This window comes from Psychrobacter sp. CX18 (assembly GCF_057396215.1).
On sequence record NZ_JBXYJH010000004.1, the window covers coordinates 65,813 to 91,940 of the forward strand.

The 26,128-nt window shown below is 39.1% G+C and carries 20 protein-coding genes and 1 tRNA gene; 16 read left to right on the forward strand and 5 right to left on the reverse strand.

Going from position 1 to position 26,128, the window contains the following annotated elements:
* Window positions 1-88: 88 nt before the first annotated feature.
* Window positions 89-1,852 carry an L-lactate permease gene (locus AC2SLT_RS04190; protein WP_486546388.1) on the reverse strand — a complete coding sequence of 588 codons (1,764 nt, stop codon included), beginning with the start codon at window positions 1,850-1,852 and terminating at the stop codon, window positions 89-91.
* 523 nt (window positions 1,853-2,375) lie between these two features.
* Window positions 2,376-2,714: a glutaredoxin family protein gene (locus AC2SLT_RS04195; protein WP_486546389.1), complete on the reverse strand. Its 339-nt coding sequence runs from the start codon at window positions 2,712-2,714 to the stop codon at window positions 2,376-2,378.
* A gap of 327 nt (window positions 2,715-3,041) precedes the next feature.
* Here AC2SLT_RS04195 and mtgA point away from each other — a divergent pair, with 327 nt between their 5' ends.
* The 5 genes from mtgA (at window position 3,042) to AC2SLT_RS04220 (ending at window position 8,106) form a co-directional block, all read left to right on the forward strand.
* The gene (mtgA, locus tag AC2SLT_RS04200) at window positions 3,042-3,719 is read left to right on the forward strand and encodes a monofunctional biosynthetic peptidoglycan transglycosylase (protein ID WP_486546390.1); all 678 of its coding nucleotides are present in this window, start codon (window positions 3,042-3,044) and stop codon (window positions 3,717-3,719) included.
* A 629-nt stretch (window positions 3,720-4,348) separates the two neighbouring features.
* On the forward strand, window positions 4,349-6,586 hold the full coding sequence (ppk1, locus tag AC2SLT_RS04205) for a polyphosphate kinase 1 (protein WP_486546391.1): 2,238 nt from the start codon (window positions 4,349-4,351) through the stop codon (window positions 6,584-6,586).
* Between the two features lie 364 nt (window positions 6,587-6,950).
* A complete protein-coding gene (locus AC2SLT_RS04210) occupies window positions 6,951-7,121 on the forward strand; it encodes a hypothetical protein (RefSeq protein WP_486546392.1) in 171 nt (56 codons plus the stop codon).
* A 202-nt stretch (window positions 7,122-7,323) separates the two neighbouring features.
* A complete protein-coding gene (locus AC2SLT_RS04215; RefSeq protein WP_486546393.1) occupies window positions 7,324-7,650 on the forward strand; it encodes a hypothetical protein in 327 nt (108 codons plus the stop codon).
* A gap of 105 nt (window positions 7,651-7,755) precedes the next feature.
* Window positions 7,756-8,106, forward strand: coding sequence for a hypothetical protein (locus AC2SLT_RS04220; RefSeq protein WP_486546394.1), 351 nt, complete (start codon window positions 7,756-7,758; stop codon window positions 8,104-8,106).
* A gap of 129 nt (window positions 8,107-8,235) precedes the next feature.
* Here AC2SLT_RS04220 and AC2SLT_RS04225 read toward each other — a convergent pair whose 3' ends face one another.
* On the reverse strand, window positions 8,236-9,045 hold the full coding sequence (locus AC2SLT_RS04225; protein ID WP_486546395.1) for a MiaE family protein: 810 nt from the start codon (window positions 9,043-9,045) through the stop codon (window positions 8,236-8,238).
* Between the two features lie 656 nt (window positions 9,046-9,701).
* On the opposite strand from AC2SLT_RS04225, the gene AC2SLT_RS04230 reads away from it, so the two are divergent.
* The 11 genes from AC2SLT_RS04230 to ispD all read left to right on the forward strand — a co-directional run bounded on the left by AC2SLT_RS04230 (window position 9,702) and on the right by ispD (window position 24,837).
* Window positions 9,702-11,900 (forward strand): malate synthase G, encoded by a 2,199-nt coding sequence (locus tag AC2SLT_RS04230; RefSeq protein ID WP_486546396.1) that lies wholly within the window; start codon window positions 9,702-9,704, stop codon window positions 11,898-11,900.
* A gap of 517 nt (window positions 11,901-12,417) precedes the next feature.
* A complete protein-coding gene (locus AC2SLT_RS04235) occupies window positions 12,418-13,455 on the forward strand; it encodes a porin (RefSeq protein ID WP_486546397.1) in 1,038 nt (345 codons plus the stop codon).
* A 472-nt stretch (window positions 13,456-13,927) separates the two neighbouring features.
* Window positions 13,928-15,016 (forward strand): porin, encoded by a 1,089-nt coding sequence (locus AC2SLT_RS04240; protein WP_486546398.1) that lies wholly within the window; start codon window positions 13,928-13,930, stop codon window positions 15,014-15,016.
* 192 nt (window positions 15,017-15,208) lie between these two features.
* Window positions 15,209-16,840: a CTP synthase gene (gene pyrG / locus AC2SLT_RS04245; protein ID WP_486546399.1), complete on the forward strand. Its 1,632-nt coding sequence runs from the start codon at window positions 15,209-15,211 to the stop codon at window positions 16,838-16,840.
* A gap of 336 nt (window positions 16,841-17,176) precedes the next feature.
* Complete coding sequence (gene kdsA, locus AC2SLT_RS04250; RefSeq protein ID WP_486546400.1) at window positions 17,177-18,037, forward strand: 3-deoxy-8-phosphooctulonate synthase; 861 nt, start codon at window positions 17,177-17,179, stop codon at window positions 18,035-18,037.
* Window positions 18,038-18,200: 163 nt separating this feature from the next.
* Complete coding sequence (locus AC2SLT_RS04255) at window positions 18,201-18,452, forward strand: hypothetical protein (RefSeq protein ID WP_486546401.1); 252 nt, start codon at window positions 18,201-18,203, stop codon at window positions 18,450-18,452.
* A 48-nt stretch (window positions 18,453-18,500) separates the two neighbouring features.
* Window positions 18,501-18,725: a heavy-metal-associated domain-containing protein gene (locus tag AC2SLT_RS04260; protein ID WP_486546402.1), complete on the forward strand. Its 225-nt coding sequence runs from the start codon at window positions 18,501-18,503 to the stop codon at window positions 18,723-18,725.
* A 351-nt stretch (window positions 18,726-19,076) separates the two neighbouring features.
* Window positions 19,077-21,389: a heavy metal translocating P-type ATPase gene (locus AC2SLT_RS04265; RefSeq protein ID WP_486546584.1), complete on the forward strand. Its 2,313-nt coding sequence runs from the start codon at window positions 19,077-19,079 to the stop codon at window positions 21,387-21,389.
* Window positions 21,390-22,070: 681 nt separating this feature from the next.
* Entirely contained in the window at window positions 22,071-23,387 is a 1,317-nt protein-coding gene (eno, locus tag AC2SLT_RS04270; protein WP_486546403.1) for a phosphopyruvate hydratase, read from the forward strand.
* Window positions 23,388-23,575: 188 nt separating this feature from the next.
* A complete protein-coding gene (locus AC2SLT_RS04275) occupies window positions 23,576-23,929 on the forward strand; it encodes an FtsB family cell division protein (protein WP_486546404.1) in 354 nt (117 codons plus the stop codon).
* Window positions 23,930-24,030: 101 nt separating this feature from the next.
* Window positions 24,031-24,837 carry a 2-C-methyl-D-erythritol 4-phosphate cytidylyltransferase gene (ispD, locus tag AC2SLT_RS04280; protein WP_486546405.1) on the forward strand — a complete coding sequence of 269 codons (807 nt, stop codon included), beginning with the start codon at window positions 24,031-24,033 and terminating at the stop codon, window positions 24,835-24,837.
* A gap of 223 nt (window positions 24,838-25,060) precedes the next feature.
* Here ispD and AC2SLT_RS04285 read toward each other — a convergent pair.
* Both AC2SLT_RS04285 and rnt read right to left on the reverse strand, forming a co-directional pair.
* Window positions 25,061-25,136 (reverse strand) — tRNA-Glu (locus tag AC2SLT_RS04285).
* A gap of 229 nt (window positions 25,137-25,365) precedes the next feature.
* Window positions 25,366-26,073: a ribonuclease T gene (gene rnt, locus AC2SLT_RS04290; RefSeq protein ID WP_486546585.1), complete on the reverse strand. Its 708-nt coding sequence runs from the start codon at window positions 26,071-26,073 to the stop codon at window positions 25,366-25,368.
* Window positions 26,074-26,128: the final 55 nt, after the last annotated feature.

The window sequence follows — 26,128 nt, forward strand, 5'->3', positions numbered from 1 at the left end:
GACTATTTAACCCAATGTTGTCCCGTATTGACTTATTCAAACTAAAAACTTTCTAACTTTATCTTATTAATACAGCGTCTGTTTTAGACTAAGCCCTAGGTAGCGCAGGCTTGCTGGTTAAAGACATCGTCAACAAAAATAATAGCGGCCACGCAATCGCCAATATCCACCACAACAATCCACCAAATATAACTGCCATACCTAGGAAGCCGGCTTGCACCACATAATAGATCATAGCGACCAGTGTCTTTCGAATGACAAAGCCTTCTTTATTAATCAGTCCAACGACCGCACAAGCTGCGACCACGTTATGCACAGATATCATATTACCCGCCGCACCACCAATGGCTTGTAAAGCCACAACTTGAGCGGCCAAATCTGGACCAAGCCCAATTTGACTGGCTGTTGACCATTGAAAATATGAAAACATCATATTACTAACGGTATTTGAGCCCGCTATAAACGCACCCATAGCCCCAATCCAAGGCGATACTAGAGGCCAAGTTTGTGCAAAGGCGTCACCCGCACTTTCAGCTAATAGGATGGGCATAGCAGGTAAGCTAGTCGCTAAATCTGTGGCAGAACCTGAATTGATAAATACTTGTACCATCGGTACGGAAAGAAGTAGCGCAGGGGCAGCTGCGACCATTGTCTTAGCGGAACTCGACCAGCTACGTTTGATAGAGCTTTTATCCATTTTATAGATAAAAATACAAAGTAGGGAGGTAATGATTAAAATAGTACCTGGCGAGTATAAAAGCTGTATCTTACTTGAAATACTACTGCCATAAAGATTCGCAAAGTTAATGGTAGCCATATCACCAACCAAAAAGTCTTTTAATGGTGCAATGACACGACTAAGAATGAGTAAGACAATGACAATGGCATAGGGAGCAAAAGCTCTTAGCGTTGAGAATCTAGGGGCAATACTATCATCAAAGGTTTCTTTCGCCAATGTACCGAGCCATTCTTTATCCCAGTGCTCTCTCGGACCAAAGTCAAAAATCTCTTTTGGCATTAAGAAACCACGTTTGGTCAAGGGCACGACGATCAGTAGTCCAATGAAGCCGCCGACCAAGGAGGGAAATTCAGGACCTAAATATTTTGCCACTAAAAAGTAGGGGACTGTAAAGCAAATACCGGCAAATAGGGCGAAAGGCCAGATTTTAAGACCTTCAATAAATGAGCGTTTTTCACCAAAGAAACGGGTTAGAAAAGCACTAAGAATAAGTGGAATTAGCACACCTATTAGGGCATGAAACAGACCGACATTAGCGGTAATCTGCAATAAATAATCAGCCACAGAAGTGGGCTTAATAGATTGGGCTAAGTCTTGTTTATTATCAATACCAGACCAAACACCGACTAATAAGGGCGTACCTACTGCTCCGAAAGACACAGGCGTCGATTGTATGATCAACACGACCATCACACAAGCCATCGCGGGAAAACCAAGCGCTAATAGCAGTGGCGCGCCTACCGCAGAAGGTGTACCAAACCCAGATGAACCTTCAACTAATGAACAAAATAGCCAAGCGACAATGATAGCTTGCACCCGCCTATCAGGTGATATATCCATAAAGCCGCGACGTATGGCAATGACAGCACCGCTCTCTTTTAGGGTATTGAGGAGTAATATTGCTGAAAAGACAATAAACAAAATAGTGAGTGCGACTATGATGCCATTTGTCGTTGCCGCTGCCACTTGAGCGAAGTCAGTGTTCCAAACAAATAATGCCAGTAGGGCGGTTACAATATAGGAGGCTGCCATCGCATATTTGGCAGGTAGTCTCATGACTATTAATAATATAAATACCACCAGAATTGGTGTTAATGCTAGAAAAGTGAACATAAATATCCTTATTACGAGTTACCACCCTTATAACATCCATGTATAAGGTCAAAAAACAGTCTTAAATTTTAATTAATAGGATTAACGCAAAATTAAAGATGCGCGACAAGGACACCTTAATTTCTTGAGTTTGCATGAGAGACGGCTGTTATAAAGACTTCCTAATTTATCCCCAGTTAGGCTAAACCCAATTGCTTTTAATCTAGTTGTTTTTAATAATGAATACTAGTTTTTATAAAAAGTTTGCTTTCATTAAATTATAGCTATTGCGTCATTCCTTTAATACAGACTTAAAACCTATACATGCATTTTAGGGCTAACTCTATTATGTACTTCTGATTTAAAATTTAAGTCCGCATTATACTTATAAGATTTAAGAATATATACAAAAACTTTTAGTTTTTATTAAAGTGTTTAATGAAATATATAAAAATGACTTTAAAATCATACAGTTTTTCATGTATATAATTATCTAAATTTATTTTAAACTTAAATATTATGAATAATAAAATCATAAACATCGCTATTGCTCGGCTAACTTTTGTAAATCTAGCATAGAAAAAGGATAGTTAAGTTGCTGAGTAGGTGTCAATATGACGGGTATAACGGTGGCAAACTGTGCCATAAGACTATCATCGAAATCTGCAATATCAATGTGCTGCACGGATACAGGACAAACCCTTAAAAATAGCCTAAGCATTTTTTCAACATCATCGCAAAGATGGCAGCCAGACGTACCCAATAACCACCAAGCTTGTGGATCAATATCTTTATATTTCGAAGATGTCGAAAAGGTAGAATGCTGTGATGTCGATTGCAGTTGATGCTTAATCAATTGTCGAATCGTTTTAATATCTGTCACAAATGCCATCCTAAATTGGTCTATAAGTTGTTTATCATTTAAGAGCTGAGGTTAGGGGCTGCTGAAGGCTCTAAAAAAACCAAATATATACCCCGTTCTCAACTCATTAGAACTCATTGTGGGCTGGTGCTTTTAGCCCAGCAAATCAAGACCTTTAATCAAAAAATGCTGGGAAAAAGCCACAGCCTACGTTTAGCGTTGAGAATGGGATAATTTATCGATCAAATTTAGGGGAAAAGTAAGCCCTAGTTCAAAAGAGCGCTACCAGTCGCCTGTAAGTTAGTTTATCATTGATTTAATTTAAAACTCTAGCTAGGTCACAATATTATGGCAGTATTATCAACCCTACTTAAGCGTTTAATATTTTCTCTTATCATCCTTGTGGTTATGTTTTATTTGACTGTCGCAGGCTTATTAGTGGTTTGGAAAACACAGCCTATCGAAAACAGTATGTTTATGGTAGCGCATCGTCTAGGTGGCGGCACTGTGACGCAAACTTGGGTTGAATACGGTGATATTGCTAAGTCAGCTAAGCAGGCAGCTATTGCTAGTGAAGATGCAGCTTTTATCAGTCACAATGGATTTGATATGAAAGGTATCGAAGCGGCTATGGAGAAAAATGAGACTTCAGGTAGTGTCTCCGCTGGCGGATCGACCATCACTCAGCAACTCGCAAAAAACTTATTTTTAACCTCACACCGCTCTTATGTGCGAAAAGGCATCGAAGCCACTATTACCTTAATAATAGAAGCGATGTGGGATAAGCAGCGTATCTTAACGGCTTATCTTAATGTGGCAGAGTTTGGAGACGGTATATACGGCATTGAGGCTGCCGCTGAACATTATTTTAATAAGCCTGCCAGTAAGCTTAATCGTAATGAATCTGCTCTTCTGATCAGCATGCTAACCAATCCAAAATATTATGAAGATCATATGGGCGCAAAGCGGTTACGCAATAAGCAGCATATTATTATGCGCCGGATGAGCAGTGCGGTTATACCTTAGGGGTTGTTGATAGTTTATTCACCCTAATGTTGCACTATTAGCCTTTTAAATTCATTAAAATTAGGGTTTGATTGAGCCCGTCAGTGATCTCATCATCACAGCATTACCGCATTCTTTTAATTTTATAGAAAGCTTTTGGATCGACTAAGATTGCCTTATTTATATTTACTTTATGTAGTGAACAATCAAAAGATCCTGACTATTTTAACTAAATGAACTAATTTCTAGCAAATTTCATGGAATTGAAAGCTTTATGAGTTATAACAGAGTATGACGGAAACTTTAAGTACTCAATAAAGCAGGCGTTAAAAAGATCAACTTGATTTAAAGACTTAACATCAAAAGACAAATGAATCAATTAATAGATAATGAGAAAATAGCTAATGTGAAGTTGTTGATTAAAGGTCAACAATTTTGAGGTTTTTAATTTTAGGATAATAATTTAAAGGATATTAATAAAACGTTGCTCGCTAAAACAGACGCAACGAATGATTCATAGTTTAATCGCGTTATATAGGCGACACCCTATTGTGACTTGAACGGTTATCACGTTAGTTCAGTTTTAAAACATCTATAAATTCTTAATCTATCTACTCTATTATCATCATAATAAGGATCTAAACATAATTATGACTAATACAACGACCCCCTCTAAATCGACTACTAAAGCATCTCAAAAAGACCAAACACCATCAAATGATCGCCCAAAACAGAGTAGTACGAATAAAGAATCAAATAATGCTGAGGGTCAGCTCACTACTATCGATTGGCAACGTTATGATGACGGCACTTATTCATCAAATAGCTATATTAATCGCGAATTGTCTTGGCTACAGTTTCACATCAGAGTCTTGTCTCAAGCTACGAACCCTATTCATCCCTTATTAGAAAGATTGTTCTTTTTAATTATATTTTCCTCTAATATGGATGAATTTTTTGAGATACGTGTCGCAGGAGTAATGCAACACTTAAATCACGGCAATATCTCTGATAAACCTGACAAAATGCGTCCCAGTGAGGTGTTGCAAGAGATATCAGATGTGGCGCATAAGGCCATTGATGAACAATACCGTATCTTAAATGAAGACATTCTACCGGCGCTAGCGAAAGAAGATATCCGCTATTTAAAACGCAGTGAGCTAAATGCAAAACAGGCTCAGTGGATGAAAGAGTACTTCATCGATCAAGTCATGCCAGTACTGACCCCAATCAGTATTGACCCTGCTCATCCCTTTCCACGACTGGTCAATAAAAGCCTAAATTTCATTGTCAGCTTAGAGGGTAAAGATGCCTTTGGTCGTGATATTAACTTGGCTATTGTGCCCGCACCTCGAAGCCTACCTCGTGTGATTCGCTTACCCGATGAGCTAACGGGTGGTAAAAATCATCATATTATGTTGTCTGCAGTGATACATGAGCATGTCGGCAAGCTATTCCCAGGTATGTCAGTGACCGGTTGCCATCAGTTCCGATTAACCCGTAATGCCGATCTTGAGTTAGCAGATGATGTCGAAGATATAGCAAAAGCATTAGAGGGAGAGCTAGACAATCGCCGTTTTGGTGACAAGGTGCGTCTTGAAGTCACGACCAATTGTCCCCCTGACATAAGTAAGTATCTACTAGAAGAGTTCGAGCTACATGACAATCAGCTTTATCGAGTCAATGGACCTGTCAATTTAACACGTCTATTGTTTGATTTTGATATACCGAAGCTTCGCTATCAGCCCTTTAATCATGTTGTTCCAAAACCCTTTAGACGAGAATCGTTCGAAAATGGCGAGAGTATGTTCTCCGTGATTCGTCGTGGAGATGTCTTAGTTCATCATCCTTTTGAGTCGTTTAATCCTGTTGTCAATATCATCTGGCAAGCGGCTAATGATCCTAAAGTACTTGCGATCAAACAAACCTTGTACCGTTCAGGCAAAAACTCTGAAATTGTCAAAGCGCTTGCAGAAGCAGCACGAAATGGTAAAGAGGTAACTGCTATTATTGAGCTACGTGCTCGTTTTGATGAGGCGTCCAATATAGAAGTGGCCAACTTCTTGCAGGAGGCTGGAGCAGTAGTGGTATACGGTATTGTTGGCTATAAGACTCATGCCAAGTTGATGCTTATCGTGCGTCGTGAAGACAATAAGATTCGTCGTTATGTACACTTAGGTACAGGAAACTATCATGAAGGTAATGCCAAAGCCTATACGGATTATGGTTTGTTTACGGCAGATCCTGATATCTCTGAGGATGTGCATAAGATTTTCCAAGAGCTTACAGGGATGGGTAAAGCGGCAAATGTGAATAAGCTTCTTCATGCGCCTTTTACCTTACATAACCAATTAATGAGCTTTATTGATGATGAAATTAAGCACGCTAAAGCAGGCAGAAAAGCGCATATCATTGTAAAATGTAACGCTTTAACTGAGCGTCACTTGATAGACAAGTTATATGATGCTTCGCAAGCTGGTGTCAAAATTGAATTAATTTTACGCTCTATGAGCTGTCTTCGTCCTCAAGTAAAAGGGTTATCAGAAAATATCACGGTACGATCGGTGGTGGGTCGATTTTTAGAACATACCCGTGTTTACTACTTCTTTAATGACGGTGAGGAACGGCTGTATTGTGGTAGTGCCGACTGGATGAGTCGTAACTTATTCCACCGGGTTGAAGTTGCCTTCCCTGTTGAAGATCCTAAGCTTTTTAAACGGGTATATAAAGATGGTTTAATCAGCTATCTTAAAGATAATGTTCAAGCTTGGGAGCTACGTGGGGATGGTAATTGGGACCCAGTCAAGCCAAAAGAAGGCGAAGCACCCTTTATCGCTCAAGATTATCTACTACAAAAGATAAATGGCGTATCTGACTTAAAATCTTAGTACTATCCTCAAATTACTAACTAATTTATTCATTAAAAAAGCAACTTTGATTTACAAAGTTGCTTTTTTTTCAACATTTTTAAACACAACGCTACGAGTCAATAATACTTTAAGCCGTATTAAGCCGTTACTATAAGATAAACATCTCAGAACGACTGTTAATAAAACGGCTATTAATAAAACGGTTAAAACAAATAAGGCGATTAAATGGTGTTTGAATAAAAATTTGAATTAATTGACAATCAACATCTATGAATTATAGTTGTTTTTATTACTGTTGGGTTTATTACTATAAATCTAATGACATTAAATATTACTTTAATAGTCATAAAAACTTAATATCACCGAATATAAGGAGTCAATAATGAGTACTAATAAATCTGAAGTTGAACAAGCCGCCGAAGAGGTTAATCCAAGTGAAGTGAATGAAAACTTACAGCAAAATAATGTGAATACTAAAGATACACAAGCTGAAAATCTTTCAGAGGACGAAAAGACGCCTTTTATTGACAATGATTTACGTACAGATAAATAGCTTAAGCTAAAAAGAATAACCACCAGCTTGTTTAAACAGCCATGAGCTAACATAAACAGCCATGTGAAGATATGATCTGGTAGATTTAATTAAAATAATTGGTTTAGTCAAAAGATTATAATTAAATTCTTAGTCCTTAGCTTTTAGTCATTTAATTTATAGTCATGGTTTGAATTCTTAGGATAATTAATAGGGAATAAGTATGTCGATTAATAAAACAATAAAAGTAGAAAATGCTCGCGAACAAGTCGTGGCTGATGATCGTAATCAATCTGTGGGAAGAGTTGAAGATGACAATATTCCCTCTATTGATAAAAGTCATTCAACACAAAGTGATGAAGGCGAGAAAGGAGATTACGAAGGTCGCAAACATCAACCGGACATTGATGGTCCCCAACAGGACTCTCAAGAAACGGATGATGTCTATGCAGATAACCGTGAGTCAGACAGCGAGCTACCTCCTGCTGGAAAAAATGTTGGCGATTTAAATGCATTTGATCTAGGCCGTCATGATAAAGAGTCAAAATAAAGAATAGTTATATATATTTACCTGATTAACTCTCTGATTTATTTGCGATAAAACGGTTTGTTTGATCATAAATGAATATCACTAAATTTAGCTTAAGGACAATGTATGCAAACCAAAGATCCTAATCTTAAGAAAACCCCTAAACACACAACGGCTGATAACACGGTCGGTCATGATAAAATGACTGAGACTGTCGATACGCACACTTATGAAAATAAAGGGACAACTACTTTAGATAAAGAGGTGATGGATTCTAAGCATGTCAAAGACGGTGATAATCCTGCACGCCAACCTGATAGACGAGATCAGCAAGGTGAAACTCCCTTTGATGGGAATGTGAATGCTGCTAATGCAGAAACGAATGAAAACCCTCAAAGTGATGAAATTACTGATATGAATCGCTATGCAACCGTTGATAATGCTCAAACGAGAGTCTTAAATGAAGATTTGAAGTAGTTGTCCTTCATTTGCTGCAACTGACTCTTTATAAGTTCAATATACTATTGATAAAATAAGGTCTACTGGGTCAGTAGACCTTATTTTATTAGTTAACGTAAAACTATAATAATAATATAATGGCTGAAATTACATGGCGGGCACGCCACTATGAAAACGGAGTTCTGTATCAGGACTGGTTATCAACTCAGCTTCTACTTCTCTAAAAAAGGCAATTCGCTCGTCGACATTCAGCGTTTCTGGATTGTGATTGATACTGCCGTTAGTCGCTTGACGTAATGACTCAAAGTCTAGAGGGATAATTTTACCGTTATCAGAAATCTCTTTATTAGGCTGATTATCAAGACTCCGATCATTATCATGACTGTGGTTTGGTTCTAAAGAGCGGGCGAGAGCGATATAGTCCTCATAGTGTCTGCTTTCAGATTTTAAAAGATAGCGGTAGTATTTAGCAAGACGCTCATCGTCTATCACCTCACTTAATGCGGCAAATCTCTCACAGGATCGTGCTTCAATAAACGCACCGATAATGAGTATATCTATCATGGCAGCGGGCTCATAAGTCCGTTTATGTTTTATCATACCTTTTGCATAGCGGCTCGCCGTTAAGTGACGCCATTGCTGTCCTCGCTCTTGCATAATTTCGACCACTTGCTCGTAATGAAGCATCTCTTCCCGAATCAGCTGTGCCAGTTTTAACTGTAAATCTTGATGAAACTCATAGCGAAAAATTAAATTCATCGCAGTACCTGCCGCTTTTTTCTCACAGTTGGCATGATCTTGAAGAAGGGTAGGGATATCCTTGATCGCAGCATCTACCCAGCTTTTTGGCGTCTTAGCGCCCAAAAACGCCAAAATGTGGGAGATGTCAGTTTTAGCCGGTGCGCTTATGGTATTGGTTTTATCGTGGAATAAGTCATCATTCATGGCGGTACTCATGGTTATCTATAAGTTATAGAGTGCATTAATAGCATTACTTTAAAACTGCTTAAGTTATCGAATAAGCCTTAAAACACAAAATAGTATGTATTAATTCAAAACAGCTAAAATAAAACAGCTCAGTTAAAACAAGTATTTTAACAAAACTAGAGCCAAAGCAGGATTTAGTTATCCTACTAAGACCATTATCATGGTAATACGTTTACGAGCTTGGACGTGACCCATAATCATGACGAATTGGTGTTAATGCTAAAGTTTAGGTCTTTTATTTTAAATATTGGCTTTCCAAATAATAAATGTTTATCAACAACATCAAGTGATAAAAGACCAAACATTTTTTTATGAAATGGCAGTTTCTTGTTTATTTTTATCATTGATAGTAGTATGAACGGTGCTAATCCAAACGTGAATTATCAGTTAGTTGTCACTCATCAATTTAGTGATAATATTGACTTAATTCAAAAGGAAATACTTTTCAATACATCACTTTATTCTAATAACAACTTATTTCATTTAAAGCGTTTTAAATTTCTTTTACATTTGATAGCCATTAGTTGGGCTATTAATATCTATGACTAAATTAATAATAATGTCATTTATACTTTATCAACCTTCATTAACCCTTATTAACCCTTATTAAAAAAGGAACATATGATATGAGTAATAATATTAATAACAATCAAAACCGCGTTGAAAAAGGCATCCTTGCTATTGATAGCCAGTTGTATAATTTTATTGAAAATGAGGTATTACCTCGTGTTGGCGTAGAGTCTGATACCTATTGGTCAAACTTTGCGGATATCGTTAAAAAGTTTACACCACGTAATAAAGCATTATTGGCTAAGCGTGATGAATTACAAGCTAAAATCGACCAGTGGCATTTAGACAATCCTGCCAAAGACGGCGAGATCGACTATCCCAAATATAAGCAATTTTTAAAAGATATCGGCTATCTATTGCCAGAAGGCGATGATTTCGAAGTATCTACCGAAAATGTCGATGCTGAAATTGCCAGTATCCCAGGCCCACAGCTAGTAGTCCCAGTACGTAATGCGCGCTATGCATTAAATGCTGCTAATGCCCGTTGGGGTAGCTTTTATGATGCCTTATATGGTACTGATATGATTGATACCGCTGATGGCAAAGATAAGGGCAGTAGCTACAATCCTAAACGGGGTGCCGAAGTTGTTGCTTATGCAAAAGCGTTCTTAGATGAGCATTTTGGATTAGAGCAGGGCAGTTTCACCGATGTCACTGGCTTTAGTGTAGAAGAGGGGGCTCTTAAGGTCGCTCAGGGTGATAAGTCGACGTCATTAGCTAACACGGAGCAGTTCGTTGGCTATGTGGGTGAAGCGTCAAATCCCACGGGTATTTTGCTTAAAAATAACAACCTACATGTCGAAATCCAAATTGATGCCAGTCATCCTGTCGGTAAAGATGACCCTGCCCACATTAAAGACGTGTTATTAGAGTCTGCTATAACGGCGATTCAGGACAATGAAGATTCTGTTGCCGCTGTTGATGCTGAAGAGAAGGTTGAAGCTTATCATAACTGGTTTGGGTTGATGAATGGTGATTTAACAGAGACTTTCTACAAAGGGGATAAAAAACTAACGCGTAAGCTTAACCCAGACCGTGAATATACTACCCCAGAAGGTGGTAAGCTGGTATTGCCTGGCCGCGCGCTGTTGTTGACGCGTAATGTGGGTCATTTGATGCAAAATCCTGCAATCTTAGTTGATTTAGGTGAGGGTCAAGAAGAGATCTTTGAGGGTATCATGGATGCGTTAATCACGCCGCTATTAACCCTAAATGATATTAAAGGCAAAAATGAGCTATCAAACTCTCGTGAAGGTTCAATGTATATCGTTAAGCCTAAGATGCACGGACCTGAAGAGGTTAAGTTTGCCGATGATTTATTTGCGGCAGTTGAAGATGCCCTAAGCTTACCGCGTAATACGCTTAAAATCGGTATTATGGATGAAGAGCGTCGCACGACTATCAATCTGAAAGAGAGTATTCGTCAAGCCAAAGAGCGCGTTATCTTTATCAATACAGGTTTCTTAGACCGTACGGGTGATGAAATTCACACCAGTATGAATGCTGGACCTTTCGTCCGCAAAGGCGATATGAAGTCGCAAGCTTGGCAGCCGGCTTACGAGCAATGGAACGTCGATATTGGTATTGAAACAGGTCTCATCGGACGTGCTCAAATCGGTAAAGGCATGTGGGCTAAACCGGATGAAATGAAAGAGATGGTAGATACCAAGTCTAATCACCCTAAAGCTGGGGCAACCACGGCTTGGGTACCATCACCAACGGGCGCTACGCTTCATAGTATCCACTATCATCAAGTCAACGTACCTGAAGTGCAAGAAAGCTTCAAAGGTCGTGCTCGTGCAAGCTTAGATGACATTCTAACGATACCATTAGCGAAAGACACAAACTGGACAGATGAGGAGAAGCGCCAAGAGCTTGAGAACAATGCTCAAGGTATTTTAGGGTATGTCGTGCGCTGGGTAGATCAAGGAGTTGGCTGTTCTAAAGTACCCGATATCAATAATATTGGCTTGATGGAAGATAGAGCCACGCTACGTATATCAAGTCAACACATTGCAAACTGGTTACATCATGGCGTAGTGACTGAAGAGCAAGTCATGGATGCCTTAAAGCGCATGGCTAAAGTCGTTGATGAGCAAAATGCTGGTGACTCAAGCTATATGCCTATGGCCAATAACTTTGATCACTCTATTGCTTTCCAAGCCGCTAAAGATCTTATTTTCAAAGGTCGTGAGCAGCCAAGTGGCTATACTGAACCCTTGTTGCACCAAGCACGTCTAAAGTTAAAAGCTTAACATTATAGCTTATAGCCTTATTGTCTGATGGTTATTGATAAGGCTCTATAGTCAGTTAATCGTTATTAAGAAGATAATGAATGACGACTATTAACCTAAAGTTTATGCTTTATTATGCCCTACTAAATAATATATTTAGTGGGGCTTTTATTTGAAGGTTCAGCAACATAGGAAATATGAGATGTTGAAACCTTATCTAAAGTTTCTAAATAAGTGTTGCAAATTATTTCATAGTTGTTATGATGATTTGCATAGTATGAATTTAGTAACACTATTTTTCTAAAAAGTAATTAATTATATCTATATGTAATAGTTCATTTATAAGAATAGTTTGACTAGAACTGACGGTTTAATTTTACACTGAATATATATTTAATCCGTTTATCAAGCATGCTGAGGATAGATGAGTTTTAGTGATCTCAAACATAGTGTTTTATATGCTAGAGAGTATTGAAATTTAATCATTGAAGATCGTTAGGATAACGATTAATAACTTAATAGTAAAAGGACTATTACTATGAAAAAACTACTGTTAGCATCTGCTATTGCTGCTGTATCTATTACTGCGACTCATGCTGCACCGACAATTTATGGTAAAGCGTATGTGACTACTGACTATGTCGATGCTGAAGATACCAATGGTGATGACTCAGACTCTCTACAAATAAACTCTAATTATTCTCGTATTGGCTTCAAGGGTTCTGAAGCTATGACAGATAGTACAGATGTTATTTACCAACTAGAGTATCAAATTGACATTGATAATGACGCTGGATTTGGGTTTAAAAATCGCGATACGTATCTCGGTCTTAGTAATGATAATTACGGTCAGCTTCGCTTAGGTCATCAACATTCGACGCTTCAGCACATTAATAATGTAACCGTTGGGACGGGATTCTGGGACAGAGGTTTCACAATGATGGCAGACAGTCGCCGTGTTAAAAACTCTGCTATGTGGCATTCACCACAATTACAGTCTCTTCCAGTAAAAGTTTATGCCATGTACGGTGCCGATGAGAATTTTGTTGATAGCAATGGTGATCGAAACAATGGCTATGGTGTCGCAGCAATGTATAATGCGGGCAGCGGATTTACCTTAGGTCTAGCTTACGATAAAGACTTAAATATTAATGCTGATATTGCTACTGGTATAGATCCCATAACAGGTGATCCTTTGATAGCTGGATTTTATGGTGGAGAGGTAATGCGCGGAACGGCTACCTATGATATGTCTAATATGTCTGGTTTACCGCTCAAACTTGGAGGCTTATACCAAGTCTCAGATTATGATGGTCAAGATGACGATGAAAAGGCATTTGCGATAAGTGCTACGATGGGTCTAATGGGTTTTGCAAAGCCAGCTGAAGTATATGCGCAGTATATCAATACCACGGACTATAAAGGCTATAAAGATGTAGACGGCGATCAAATAGTAGTAGGTGGTAAATACAAGTATCAACCAAACATGATTATGCACCTATATGCAGGTAAAGAAGATATTGATAAATTTAGTGATATTACTGCTATAGGTGGCGGGTTAGAATATTTATTCTAAACTTTTGAATTTATCGAGTATTAAAAACCCTCTTCACAAGTGGGTTTTTTTATACAAGAATGAAATTTATTAGAAAATGTAATAAATATAAGATTTGTAGCTAATCATGAAGCTTAGTTTGATTCATTAATTAAGAAAAAATAAATATAAAGTATTAAATAAATGTTGCAAATTATTTCAAAGTTGATATCCTTATGAATGAGGTATGAGTTTGGTGAATTGTGTAACAGATTTCTATGCATTATTGTTGTATATAATTTCTTTTTAAAAAAAGTTGTTATATAAAATTCAGAAAGTTTGTTTTAAACAATTTAATAGAACTGTAACAATAAATTGCCATACTGCAATCAAATCTGATTGATAGTTAAATCAGGAAATTCTCAACGAAAAACTGGTCTTTTGACTAATCATCCAATGGGCGTTAGCTTTTTAGGGCAGCCCATAACTAAAATTGTAAAGTGGAGAACCACCCATGAAAAAACTACTTTTAGCATCAGCCATCGCTGCTCTATCTGTATCAGCTGCTAACGCTGCACCGACCGTATATGGTAAAATCTTTATGACAGCTGATTATGTCGATGAAGAGTTTGATTCATCGATCGCCGGTGTAGCTGATTATAATGAAGATGGTGTTCAAATTAACTCAAATGGTTCACGCATTGGATTTAAAGGCTCTGAGCCAATGACTGCTAATACCGACGTTGTTTATAAACTTGAGTATGGTATTGACGTAGATGCTGATGACGACAAAACGTTTAAAAACCGTGATACGTATCTAGGTGTTAAAAACAATGCTTTTGGTGAGTTCCGTGCCGGTCACAACCAGTCTACTACTGACTACATTAACAACGTAATCGTAAATGAAGGTTTTTGGGACAACTTAGGCACAACTAAGCTTGATGATGAGCAACAAGTTGCTGCTTTAAATATGGCTGACAGTGGTCGTATCGAAAACTCTATAGTTTGGATTGCACCTAAGTATGCAGACCTTCCAATTGAGTTTGCTGCTATGTACGGTAACGACGATAGCATCGGTAATAGTGATAGTGGTTGGGGTGCTTCGTTAATGTTTGACCAAGGCACTGGTTATACACTAGGTGTGGCTTATGATAAAGATTTAAACATCCGTGACAGCTTTGAAGTTGAAGATGCTAATGGTAATGTTATTGATGAAGAATTCATAGGTGGTGAAATCATTCGTGGTACTGCTACTGTTGATCTAGCTAAATTTAATACTGGTTTACCATTGACGTTAGGCGCTTTATATCAAGAAGCTGATTATGATTACGATAATTCTGAGAAAGAAAAAGGCTTTGTCGTAAGCGCTTCTATGGGCTTAACTAACTTCAACAAGCCAGCTACTGTGTATGCTCAGTACAATAACACTTCTAACCTTTATGGTGTTGACGATTTAGATTCTGATCAAATCGTTGTAGGTGGTAAGTATTACTATCAAAATAACATGATCATGCACGGTTATGTTGGTCAAAATGATGCAGATTACAATGGTGATGATGCCAAGGTATTTGCTGTTGGTGGTGGTCTAGAATATAAATTCTAATTTGAATATATATTAGATCATTATTCTTAAAAGCTCATTCCTTAGGGGATGAGCTTTTTTTATTGACTGTTATTTAATTTTACCCAATAAGCTCAAATAGGACTTAATAAAAAGTCAACCCTATAAATTTACACTCAAATTTAGTAAAATCTCTTTTTACCAACTGGCGACAGCCACATTAAGATAAAAATTATGACTAAATTTATATTTGTGACCGGTGGGGTAGTGTCCTCACTTGGAAAAGGTATTACTGCAGCCTCATTAGCAGCCATATTAGAAGCCCGTGGCTTAAATGTTACCATGACTAAAATGGATCCTTATATCAATGTTGATCCAGGTACCATGAGCCCTTTCCAACATGGGGAAGTATTCGTTACCGAAGACGGGGCAGAAACAGATTTAGACCTTGGTTATTATGAGCGCTTTTTACGCCACTCTAAAATGAGTAAAACCAATAATTTTACCAGTGGTCGTATCTATCAAACTGTCCTCAATAAAGAACGTCGTGGTGATTACCTAGGGGGTACAGTACAGGTTATCCCTCATATTACTGATGAGATCAAATATCGTATCCGCGCTAGTGGTGAAGGCTATGATATTGCCATTATTGAAATCGGCGGCACCGTTGGCGATATCGAATCACTCCCCTTTATGGAAGCAGTGCGTCAATTGCAAGTTGAGCTTGGTCGTAACCATGCGATGCTAATACATTTGACTTTAGTACCTTATATCTCAAGTGCCGGTGAAACTAAGACTAAGCCTACACAGCACTCAGTTAAAGAGCTTCGTTCTATTGGATTGCAACCCGATGTGTTAATTTGTCGCTCAGAACATGCCATTGGTGAAGACAACCGCCGAAAAATTGCTTTATTTACCAATGTCGAAGAGCGTGCCGTAATTACCTGTGAAGATGCTGAAACGATTTATCAGATACCTCGTACCTTATATGAGCAAGATTTGGATGACATCGTTTGTGAGCGATTTGGCATCGATGCGCCAGAAGCGGATTTAAGTGATTGGGATGCTGTCGTTGACAGCTTACTCAATGCTGAGGGTAACGTTACTGTAGCCCTTGTCGGTAAATATGTTGAGCTTCCAGATGCGTATAAATCAATTAATGAGGCGTTGCTTCATGCCGGTATCACTCACAAAACGCATGTTGAAATAGATTATATCGATGCCGAAGCATTAGAAACGGATGACCGCTTAATGGACCGCGTGCAACAAGCGGATGCCATATTGGTCCCAGGTGGATTTGGGGAACGCGGTAAACTAGGTAAGATGCGTGCCATTACCTATGCCCGTGAACAAAAAGTACCCTACTTAGGTATTTGTTTGGGAATGCAATTGGCGGTGATTGAGTATGCGACGAATGTTTTAGGTCTAGAAGCGAACTCGACTGAGTTTGATCGCAAGGCAGCTGAGCCTATCATTGGTCTGATTACTGAATGGTTAGATGAAAGAGGAGAGCTGCAAATACGTAGCGATGAGTCGGACTTAGGTGGCACTATGCGCTTAGGCAGTCAAAAAGCAGAACTGGTACAAGGCACTAAATTGCACCAAATCTATGGTTCTACCTTAATAAAGGAACGTCATCGCCACCGTTATGAGATGAATAATCGCTATATAGAGCCTTTAGAGTCAGCAGGTATGATGATTTCTGGATATTCTGCGAAGCAGCACTTAGTTGAGTCTGTTGAGTTACCAGAGCATCCTTGGTTTATTGCGGTACAGTTCCATCCTGAATTTACCAGCTCACCACGTGCCGGTCATCCTTTGTTTGCAAGCTTTGTCAAAGCAGCAATCGATAAGAAAAACGTTTAATAAGTAGCTTTTATAGTATTGACTTACCTATTCAAAATTTTTTGAGTATTAAATATGAAGCGTTTTAAAAGAGGTTGGGTTATCCCAACCTTTTTTGTATTATTAATAGATACTTACGGTGTTTTATTTAATTAAACACATAGTTAGTTACAATTATTCAAGCCAGTTTGTATCATTTGTCGTTTAAAAATTAAGTATAGTTTTTCATGTGTTAACAGAATAAAGCCTAAACATCTTCAGGGCTTCTTCATAAATTCAATATTTCAATGTCGATGACAACTCGATATAATTTTGAAGATGCATCGATCCCAATATTAAAACAACTAAGAGAAAAGTATGAGTGAATTCATCAAAGCACAATCTCATTTAAAACTTAACGATATACACATCGGTAATGATAAGCCATTTGTATTGTTTGGTGGCATGAATGTCTTAGAGTCCAAGGAGTTGGCCTTTGAGATTGCAGAGCAATATATTGATATTTGTGAACGACTGGGTATTGGCTATGTGTTTAAGGCCAGCTTTGATAAAGCCAACCGCTCAAGCCTGCACTCTTATCGTGGCCCCGGTCTTGAAAAAGGGGTGGACTGGTTGGGTCAAATTAAAGAGAAATTCAATGTACCCATCATTACAGACGTCCACGAACCCTATCAAGCACAACCTGTAGCAGAAGTGGCCGATATTATTCAATTACCCGCGTTTTTAAGTCGTCAAACGGACTTAGTACAAGCTATGGCAAAAACAGGCGCTATTATCAATATTAAAAAAGCTCAGTTTTTGGCACCGCATGAGATGCATCATATTATCAATAAATGCCTAGAGGCGGGTAATGACAAACTGATATTGTGTGAGCGAGGAACGGCGTTTGGTTACAATAATTTAATAGTAGATATGCTGGGCTTTGATACTATGAAGAAAATGGAAGTTCCTGTTTTCTTTGATGTTACTCATAGTTTACAGCAGCCTGGGGCACGAAGTGATAGCGCTGGCGGCAGACGAGAACAAATTACGACGCTTGCACGTGCAGGTATGGCTACGGGACTTGCCGGACTATTCTTAGAGGCGCATCCTAATCCAGATCAAGCCAAATGTGATGGCCCATGTGCACTAAGAACTAGTCAACTAGAGCCTTTCTTAGCACAGTTAAAACAAATTGATGACCTAGTTAAGGGCTTTAGTGAACTAGATACTCATTAAACAAGATAGTTACTAACAGTTAGGTTTAAAAGTTAAGATTAAACGTTAGGAGTAAAAGAGAGAATGAAAAATAGGGGCTATTGAATACTCAAACGACTGTCTTAAAACTTAAAACATACACGGTAAAAAACATACAAGGTAGAAAACATAAAGGGTAACAGGTATGGCGGTACAACAGGTTCAGTTTAATTTTGAAAATATTGATGATCAGCAGGGTATAGAAAGTATTATGACCGCTTTACTTAATATTGATGGAGTGAGCAGTGTTGAACTCATGACAGATAAAAACACCGGTCTGGTCAAGTATGAAGATACTGATACCTCCTTCCATGCGATCAAAGCGGCAGTGAATACGGTAGATTATGTAACACAGCCCTTTCCAGAAGATGCGCCACAGAACCCAGATAACGAGTAACAACTAAAGTGTTAGTTTTCATAAATTTAAATGAACAAGGAGGATAGAATGACCACTGAAACGCGTACTATTAGTGTATTAGGTATGACTTGCGGAGGCTGTGTTAAAAGTGTCGATAATGCCGTCTCGCAGCTCAATGGTGTCCAAAGCATTGACGTTGATCTTAATGGCAATAAAGCAACTGTTACCTACGATACTGACGCTACCTCAATAGAGAGTATTATGGAAGCTATTGAAGATGCCGGTTTTGACGCTAGCGCAGATCAGCTTTAATAAACGGCTAATCTGGATTAACGAATAAGTTTAACCCATACGTTTAACCCATAAACTTAGCTTAATTGATTAATTATTGCGTTAATATATCAACCTAAAGCCAGCTTGCAAGCTGGTTTTTTGTTATATTAATCTTCAAATATCAGCTAAAACGCATTATTTATATAGGCTGGAAATCCCTATCTCCTGTCCCCATAGACATAATATAAATAACATTATCTAAAATTATTAGTATTCTCATGCCAATCTAAACTAGGTGATCCTATGTCAGCGCAGCACGCTCCAACCCACAATGACAAACCTAAAATAGCACCTGACTCCTTAAAAACAACCCAATTTCAAATTGAAGGGATGTCTTGTCAAGCGTGTGCTACGCGTATAGAAAAAGTGCTGAACAAAAAACCAGCTATCGATTCGGCTAGCGTGAGTTTCGCAGGAGAAACGCTAAATGTCGCCTATGATGGGACACAGGTCAATGAAGATCAAATTAGTGAGTGGGTAACTAAAACCGGATTTACCGCACTACCTTTGTTAGATAACCAAATATCCCAGCCTCAAGATAAAGCCATGGATTGGCGTTTATTGCTGATTTGGCTGTGTTTAATTCCTTTTTTGATTGGGATGGCGGGTATGTTGTTTGGACAAGGTATGCACTGGATGCCCCCCTTGTGGATACAGTTTATTTTGGCCACCATCGTACAGTTTGGATTGGCAGGGCCTTTTTATCGCAGTGCTTGGGCATCGGTAAAAGGTGGCTTGGCCAATATGGACGTATTGGTTGTCATCGGTACGTTTACCATTTGGGCATACTCTACCTTCGTATGGTTACAAAGTTTAGGGGTTCATTTTGCTGATAGCAGCACCTTTGCATTAAGTCTCACTGATATCATCAATCATCATGGTGTCCATGTCCCCGTCTACTTTGAAGCTGGGGTTATGATTATTGGCTTTGTGAAACTGGGTAAGTACCTCGAGCACCGTACTAAAAAACATAGTCTAAACAGTATCAATATGCTGCTTGAGCTGACACCAACCACCGTTGAACGACTCATCAGTAGCCCTAAAGTTAGTAGCTCTGATAGTAACCCTGATACTAACCATAATAGTAACCATAATAGTAACCAAAAAGTAAGTGACCTTGAAACGAACGGTCATAAAGAGAAGGCTTCTAAGTCACAACATAAGTCACTCAATAATGTTGAGCAAGTTAACTTAGAAGATGTTCATAAAGGTGACATCTTGCGGGCTAAGCAAGGATCTCGTATCGCAACCGATGGGGTAGTGATATCAGGTGAAGGCTGGTGTGATGAAAGTCACTTAACAGGCGAGTCGGTACCTGTCAGTAAGGCAGTGGGTGATATCGTATTGGCGGGTGCTATGGTGGATAATGGCAGTTTAAATTATAAAGTGACCGCTACCGGAAGTGAAACGCAGCTTAGTGATATGGTCAAAGCACTGAGTGAGGCGCAAGGTAGTAAGGCTAACTTAGCACGCTTAGCGGATAAGGTTGCAGCCGTATTCGTACCGGTTGTCGTTACGATTGCGCTGATAACTTTTGGTTTGACTTGGTGGATAACCGGTAATACAGATGCCGCTATATTGCATGCGGTTTCTGTATTGGTCATCGCTTGTCCTTGTGCGCTTGGGTTAGCCACACCCGCTGCAATTATGGCGGGCATGGGAGTAGCTGCGCGTCACGGGGTATGGTTTAAAGATGCCCAAAGCCTTGAGGTCGCAGGGAGTGTCGATACGGTTGTATTTGATAAAACAGGAACATTAACCAAAGGTAAACCGCATATTGTCGATGAAATGATGGTTAATAAAACCATCATTAATGATGATGTGTTGCAATTAGCGGCCAGTGTAGAAGCACATGCCAGTCATCCTCTTGCGACAGCAGTGGTTAATGAGGCGAAGGCCAAAGGACTGACATTATTAGAGGCCACAAAAGTGGACGTCGTTGCGGGTATGGGTATCCAAGCAGAGGTGGCTGACTTTGGGACAGTCAAGGTTGGGACACCAGAATTCGTTGGCCTGAACCTTCCGAAAAAGTTACCTAAAGTTTGGAAAATAGCCAGTACTATTGCTGTCAGTGTAGAGGGTATCCCCCTTGGTATATTTGCTTTAGCAGATGAGCTAAAAGAAGAAAGTCCGCAAGCCGTTCAAGCGCTTCAAGACGATGGCTTGGAAGTCGTATTACTTAGTGGTGACAAACCTTCTGTGGTTGAGCAAGTGGCAAAGCAGTTGAATATCGATGTGGCAGATGGTCATTTAAAACCTCGGGATAAAGCACAGTGGATTGAGGCTCATCAAGCGGTAGGTCACAAAGTGGCTATGGTGGGCGATGGTGTCAATGATGCCCCAGCAATGGCGACTGCTTATGCCAGCTTTGCGATGCTTGATGGCACAGAGGTTGCTAAGCATAGTGCCTCTGCTCGCTTAATGGGTGATTCGATCATGCAGGTTCATTCGGGGGTAGATATAGCCCGCGCCACTGTACGTAATATTAAACAAAATCTATTTTTTGCGTTTATTTATAACTGTTTGGGTATTCCATTAGCAGCGTTTGGTTTCTTAAATCCGATGTTAGCTGCTGCCGCTATGGCATTAAGCTCAATTTCAGTCCTTATGAATGCATTACGTTTAACCCGTTATAAAGTATAATAGATTGACGCTGTATCAAATAACGTGATATTTAATTATTTAGGATTTAATTTTTAAGAGGTAACCTCAAAATTTATACTGAGAGTCATTATTTAGACTCATTACTTAGACTCGTCATCTAGAAATAGTACAGATGCTTACTACAATAGAGAACTTTAATTACCGATTACGAAGTTAGTTTTTTAACGTTTTAGTACAAGGTCATAAGTTTTTAATAGAGACTTTTAAAATTTAAATCAATAGAGCGGAAGCTCCCAAGAAATTGCCAAAATATGCTATGATTATGCTCTGATTCAATTGGCGGTATCTGTCATTTTTGTCACATCATAGGCTCTATTAATTAGACCCTATAATAAGATCCTATTTATAATTTCCATACTAGGGTCTGTTGAACATTCAAATATTAGGACTGCTGATAGCTAAAATTGTTCCAAACTAGGCGTAAACCGACGATAATGTCTAGACCTTAGCTAGGTTTATAACGACGTTTGGGGCAATTTTAGCATCAGCCCTGCGGGGCAGAGCTGTTTTTTGTCAATATATTGCGAAATTTTTTAACTTAGGATGACTAAGCGTCAAAAATTTCCCTGCATATTGCCTAAAAAACAGCCTCTGCCAGTTCCACATTTGAATGTTCAATAGACCCTAAAGACTACTCATTCAAAGAGGCTTGTAGACGCTATGTACGCAGAAGAATTTAATAATGCAACTGAAATTCAAGACATCCGTGCTCGTGAGATTTTAGACTCACGTGGTAACCCTACCATAGAAGCGGATGTGGTATTAGCGGATGGCTCTATGGGTCGTGCCGCCGCACCTAGTGGCGCTTCTACAGGCTCTCGTGAAGCATTAGAATTACGCGATGGCGACAAATCACGCTATATGGGTAAAGGGGTCAAAAAAGCGGTTGCAAATGTCAACAGTCAGATTAGGACTGCTTTAATTGAAAGCGATGCCATTGATCAACAGGCTATTGATGATAAATTAATTGAATTAGACGGTACTGAGAATAAAGATAACCTAGGTGCAAATGCGATGCTAGCAGTATCATTAGCAACCGCAAAAGCTGCGGCAGTATCGCAAAATATCCCATTACACCAGTATATCGCCAATCTACGTAATCAAACCTCTTTAACCATGCCAGTACCCATGATGAACATCTTAAATGGTGGCGAACATGCGGATAATACGGTTGACATTCAAGAGTTTATGATTGAACCAACGGGCTTTAGCAGTTTCTCTGAAGCCTTACGGGCCGGTGTCGAGATTTTCCACAGTTTAAAATCTGTCTTAAAATCTCAAGGTCTAAATACAGCAGTGGGTGATGAGGGCGGCTTTGCCCCCAACCTTCGTAGTAATGAAGAAGCCATTACAGTGATACTACACGCTATCGAGAAAGTAGGCTACACAGCAGGTAAAGATATTCATCTTGCATTAGACTGTGCTGCTAGTGAGTTTTATAACAATGGTCAGTATATTCTAGCGGGTGAGGGGAATAAGACCTTTGATAGCCAAGGATTTTCTGATTACCTCGTTAAGCTAACTGAGCAGTATCCCATTATCTCTATTGAAGATGGTTTAGATGAGTCAGATTGGGAGGGTTGGGCTTATTTGACCAGTAAGATCGGCAAAAAAGTTCAGTTAGTTGGTGATGATTTGTTTGTTACTAATCCTGCTATTTTACAAGAAGGTATTGATAAAAATATAGCCAATGCCATCTTAATTAAGTTCAACCAAATTGGTACGTTATCAGAGACTTTGGATGCCATCTATTTGGCTAAAAAGAATGGGTATGCCACCGTTATCTCACACCGTTCAGGTGAGACTGAGGACAGCACCATTGCAGATTTGGCAGTAGGAACAGCAGCGGGTCAAATCAAAACTGGATCTTTGTGTCGCTCAGACCGTGTTGCTAAATACAACCAACTATTACGTATTGAACAACAAGTTCGTGCCAGCTACCGTGGTGGTGACGAGTTTATCGGACTGCGCGGTTAATAGCGTTTAGTCAATAAAAACACTGAGCTGATTGCTTGGCTCAGTGTTTTTTATGTTTTTAAGGTATATTATTATTGTTGAGATTGGCATAATATATTTTAAAATGCTAGTTATAAAGATCTCTTTATCTGAATAGAAAAAGTCATTATCTTAGCCCATACTCATTCGTCATTATCATAAGTCTTACTATGAAATATTTTAGCCAATTCATGTTGTTTTTAATTGCAATTTCAATTTTGTTGGGATTGCAATATCAATATTGGATGGGCAAAAGTGGACGTGCTAGCTTGGATGCGTTGCATGCTCAGATTGATGCTCAACAGCAGCTTAATGATAAAAAACTTAATGATAATAAGGTACTCCGTGCCGATGTCAATGATCTTAAAACAGGGTTAGAGGCAGTAGAAGAGCATGCACGTTTGGACTTAGGGCTAATAAAACCGGGTGAGACATTTGTCCAATTATCTACCGCCCCTGTGACTCATACGACTCAGTCAGAAGCTCCTATCAATCCTGATGATGCCATTGAAAGTGTGCCATAGTCTAAAAAATCAGTTTTATTCCTCTTTTAATAATTCCTTGAACGAATTGGATAGTAGCAATATCCAAACTTTAACCTGATAATTCATTCATTAAGTAATTTATGGTTTCTATAACTAGTAATCTTAACGGTCTCAGTAAAGATCTAAGTAAAGATCTAAGTAAAGATCATAGTACTGAAAATCTTACAAAAGACGTCTCTGATAATGCCCTAAATCATTTTCCGCATGTCTATAGCATGGTAGTGGCAGCCGGAAAGGGTAGTCGCTTTGGTGCATCGATACCTAAACAATATACTCAAATTCATAATAAAACTATCTTAGAGTGGACTGTCTCAGCATTGAGTCAAAGTCGCCATATCAATGACTTGTTTTTAGTCATTGCAAAAGAGGATAGCTATGCAAAGGGTCTAAGCTTTACATTACCGATTCATTTTGTAGAAGGGGGTGCTGAGCGCTGGCATTCGGTGCGGGCAGGTGTCGAGGCTATCCTAAGTGCAGGTGCTAAAGCTGATGACTTGATACTGATTCACGACGCGGCTCGACCTTGTGTGCTCAGGCCACATATCGATGCCGTTATTGAGGTGGCTAAACAGACTGAGTTTGGGGCTATCTTAGGTGTGCCTGTGGCGGATACTCTAAAAAAGGTAGATGAAAACCTAACTATTAATACCACGGTGGATAGAAGTGGACTGTGGCAGGCACAAACACCACAGGTATTTAGAACGGGCACGCTTTATAAGATGTTGCAACAAATTGCAGAACAAGGGCTGATGATAACCGATGAAGCCAGCGCATTTGAGATCCTAGGCTATCCTATCCAAATGGTACAAAGTAGCCGTCTAAATTTAAAACTCACTTATGCTGAAGATTTGTCATTGATTCACACTATTTTAAGTAGTCGCGACTGACATCCTAAGCAAAACTAACCCAAAAAATATAATAAAAAAAAGCCTGATTCGTTAGAATCAGGCTTTTTTAATATAAGCAGTATCAACTGGATAACGCTTAAAATACCTTTTCTATAAAATAACCTATCTTTGTCAGTCTCGCTGGACCTACTTTTTGTAGGGTTTGCAGCCGTCTTCTTCGATAGGTTAATTTCAAGATTTGGTATAAGATATCACAAATTAGTGGTATCCCGTAGGGGATTCGAACCCCTGTTACCGCCGTGAAAGGGCGGGGTCCTAGGCCTCTAGACGAACGGGACACAGACCACTTCGACCGCTTTCACCGTTAATGTCGAAGTGGTGCGTATTCTAATAATAAAGGATAGACGTGTCAACCTTTTTATTAAAATTATTTGAAATAAATTAAGAAACTAGCAACAGATTTATAATTAGTGCTATTCGGAAAATAATTTAACCTCATACTAAGCGTAAAATGAGAGTTATGATGGATAACAACCTGATCTCGTTCTGATAATGCTTCACTCAAGATTATTCTGCAATCGCATTAGCTTCTGAGTTTTGCTCTTGGCTTTCTAATAACGAGCTTTTTAACATAGGGTAACTGTTGAGAATATGGCAGAATAACTCGGCAGTCTTTTGGGTATCATACAGTGCGGAATGAGCTTCTGAACCACTAAAGTCAATACCCGCTTCTTTGCAAGCACGTGCCAGTACAGTTTGTCCAAACGCTAGGGCGGATAAGCTGACCGTATCAAGTACTGAGAACTGATGGAAGGGATTGTGGTTCTTGCTGTTGGTTCGCTCGATAGCGGCATTTAAGAATGATAAATCAAAATGCGCATTATGACCGACCAAAATACATTTTTGGCAGCCATTGTCCTTACGCACTTCTTTTAGTGCTTTAAATATACGGCGAAGGGCTGGTTTTTCTTCTTCAGCTATGGCTTTTCTTAATGGGTTGTTCGGATCAATGCCAGTAAATTCTAACGCACGCGGTTCAAGATTGGCACCTTCAAAAGGTTGAAGATGCGCGTTTAGTGGCTCACCTGGATAAAACGTGCCGTGTGCATCCATTAAAATAGGAATACAGGCAATTTCCAATAGTGCATCGGTTGCCGCATTAAAGCCTGCGGTTTCTACATCGACGACGACAGGTAAGAATTTACGAAATCGATCGACCAGTTTTATAACAGGTTGTTCGGCAAATCCATCGGCTGGTGTGTCAGCTTTTGAAATACTAGACTCAGTGTTAGCTTCATTCGCTTTAGGCGTATTTAATAAATCAGTTCTC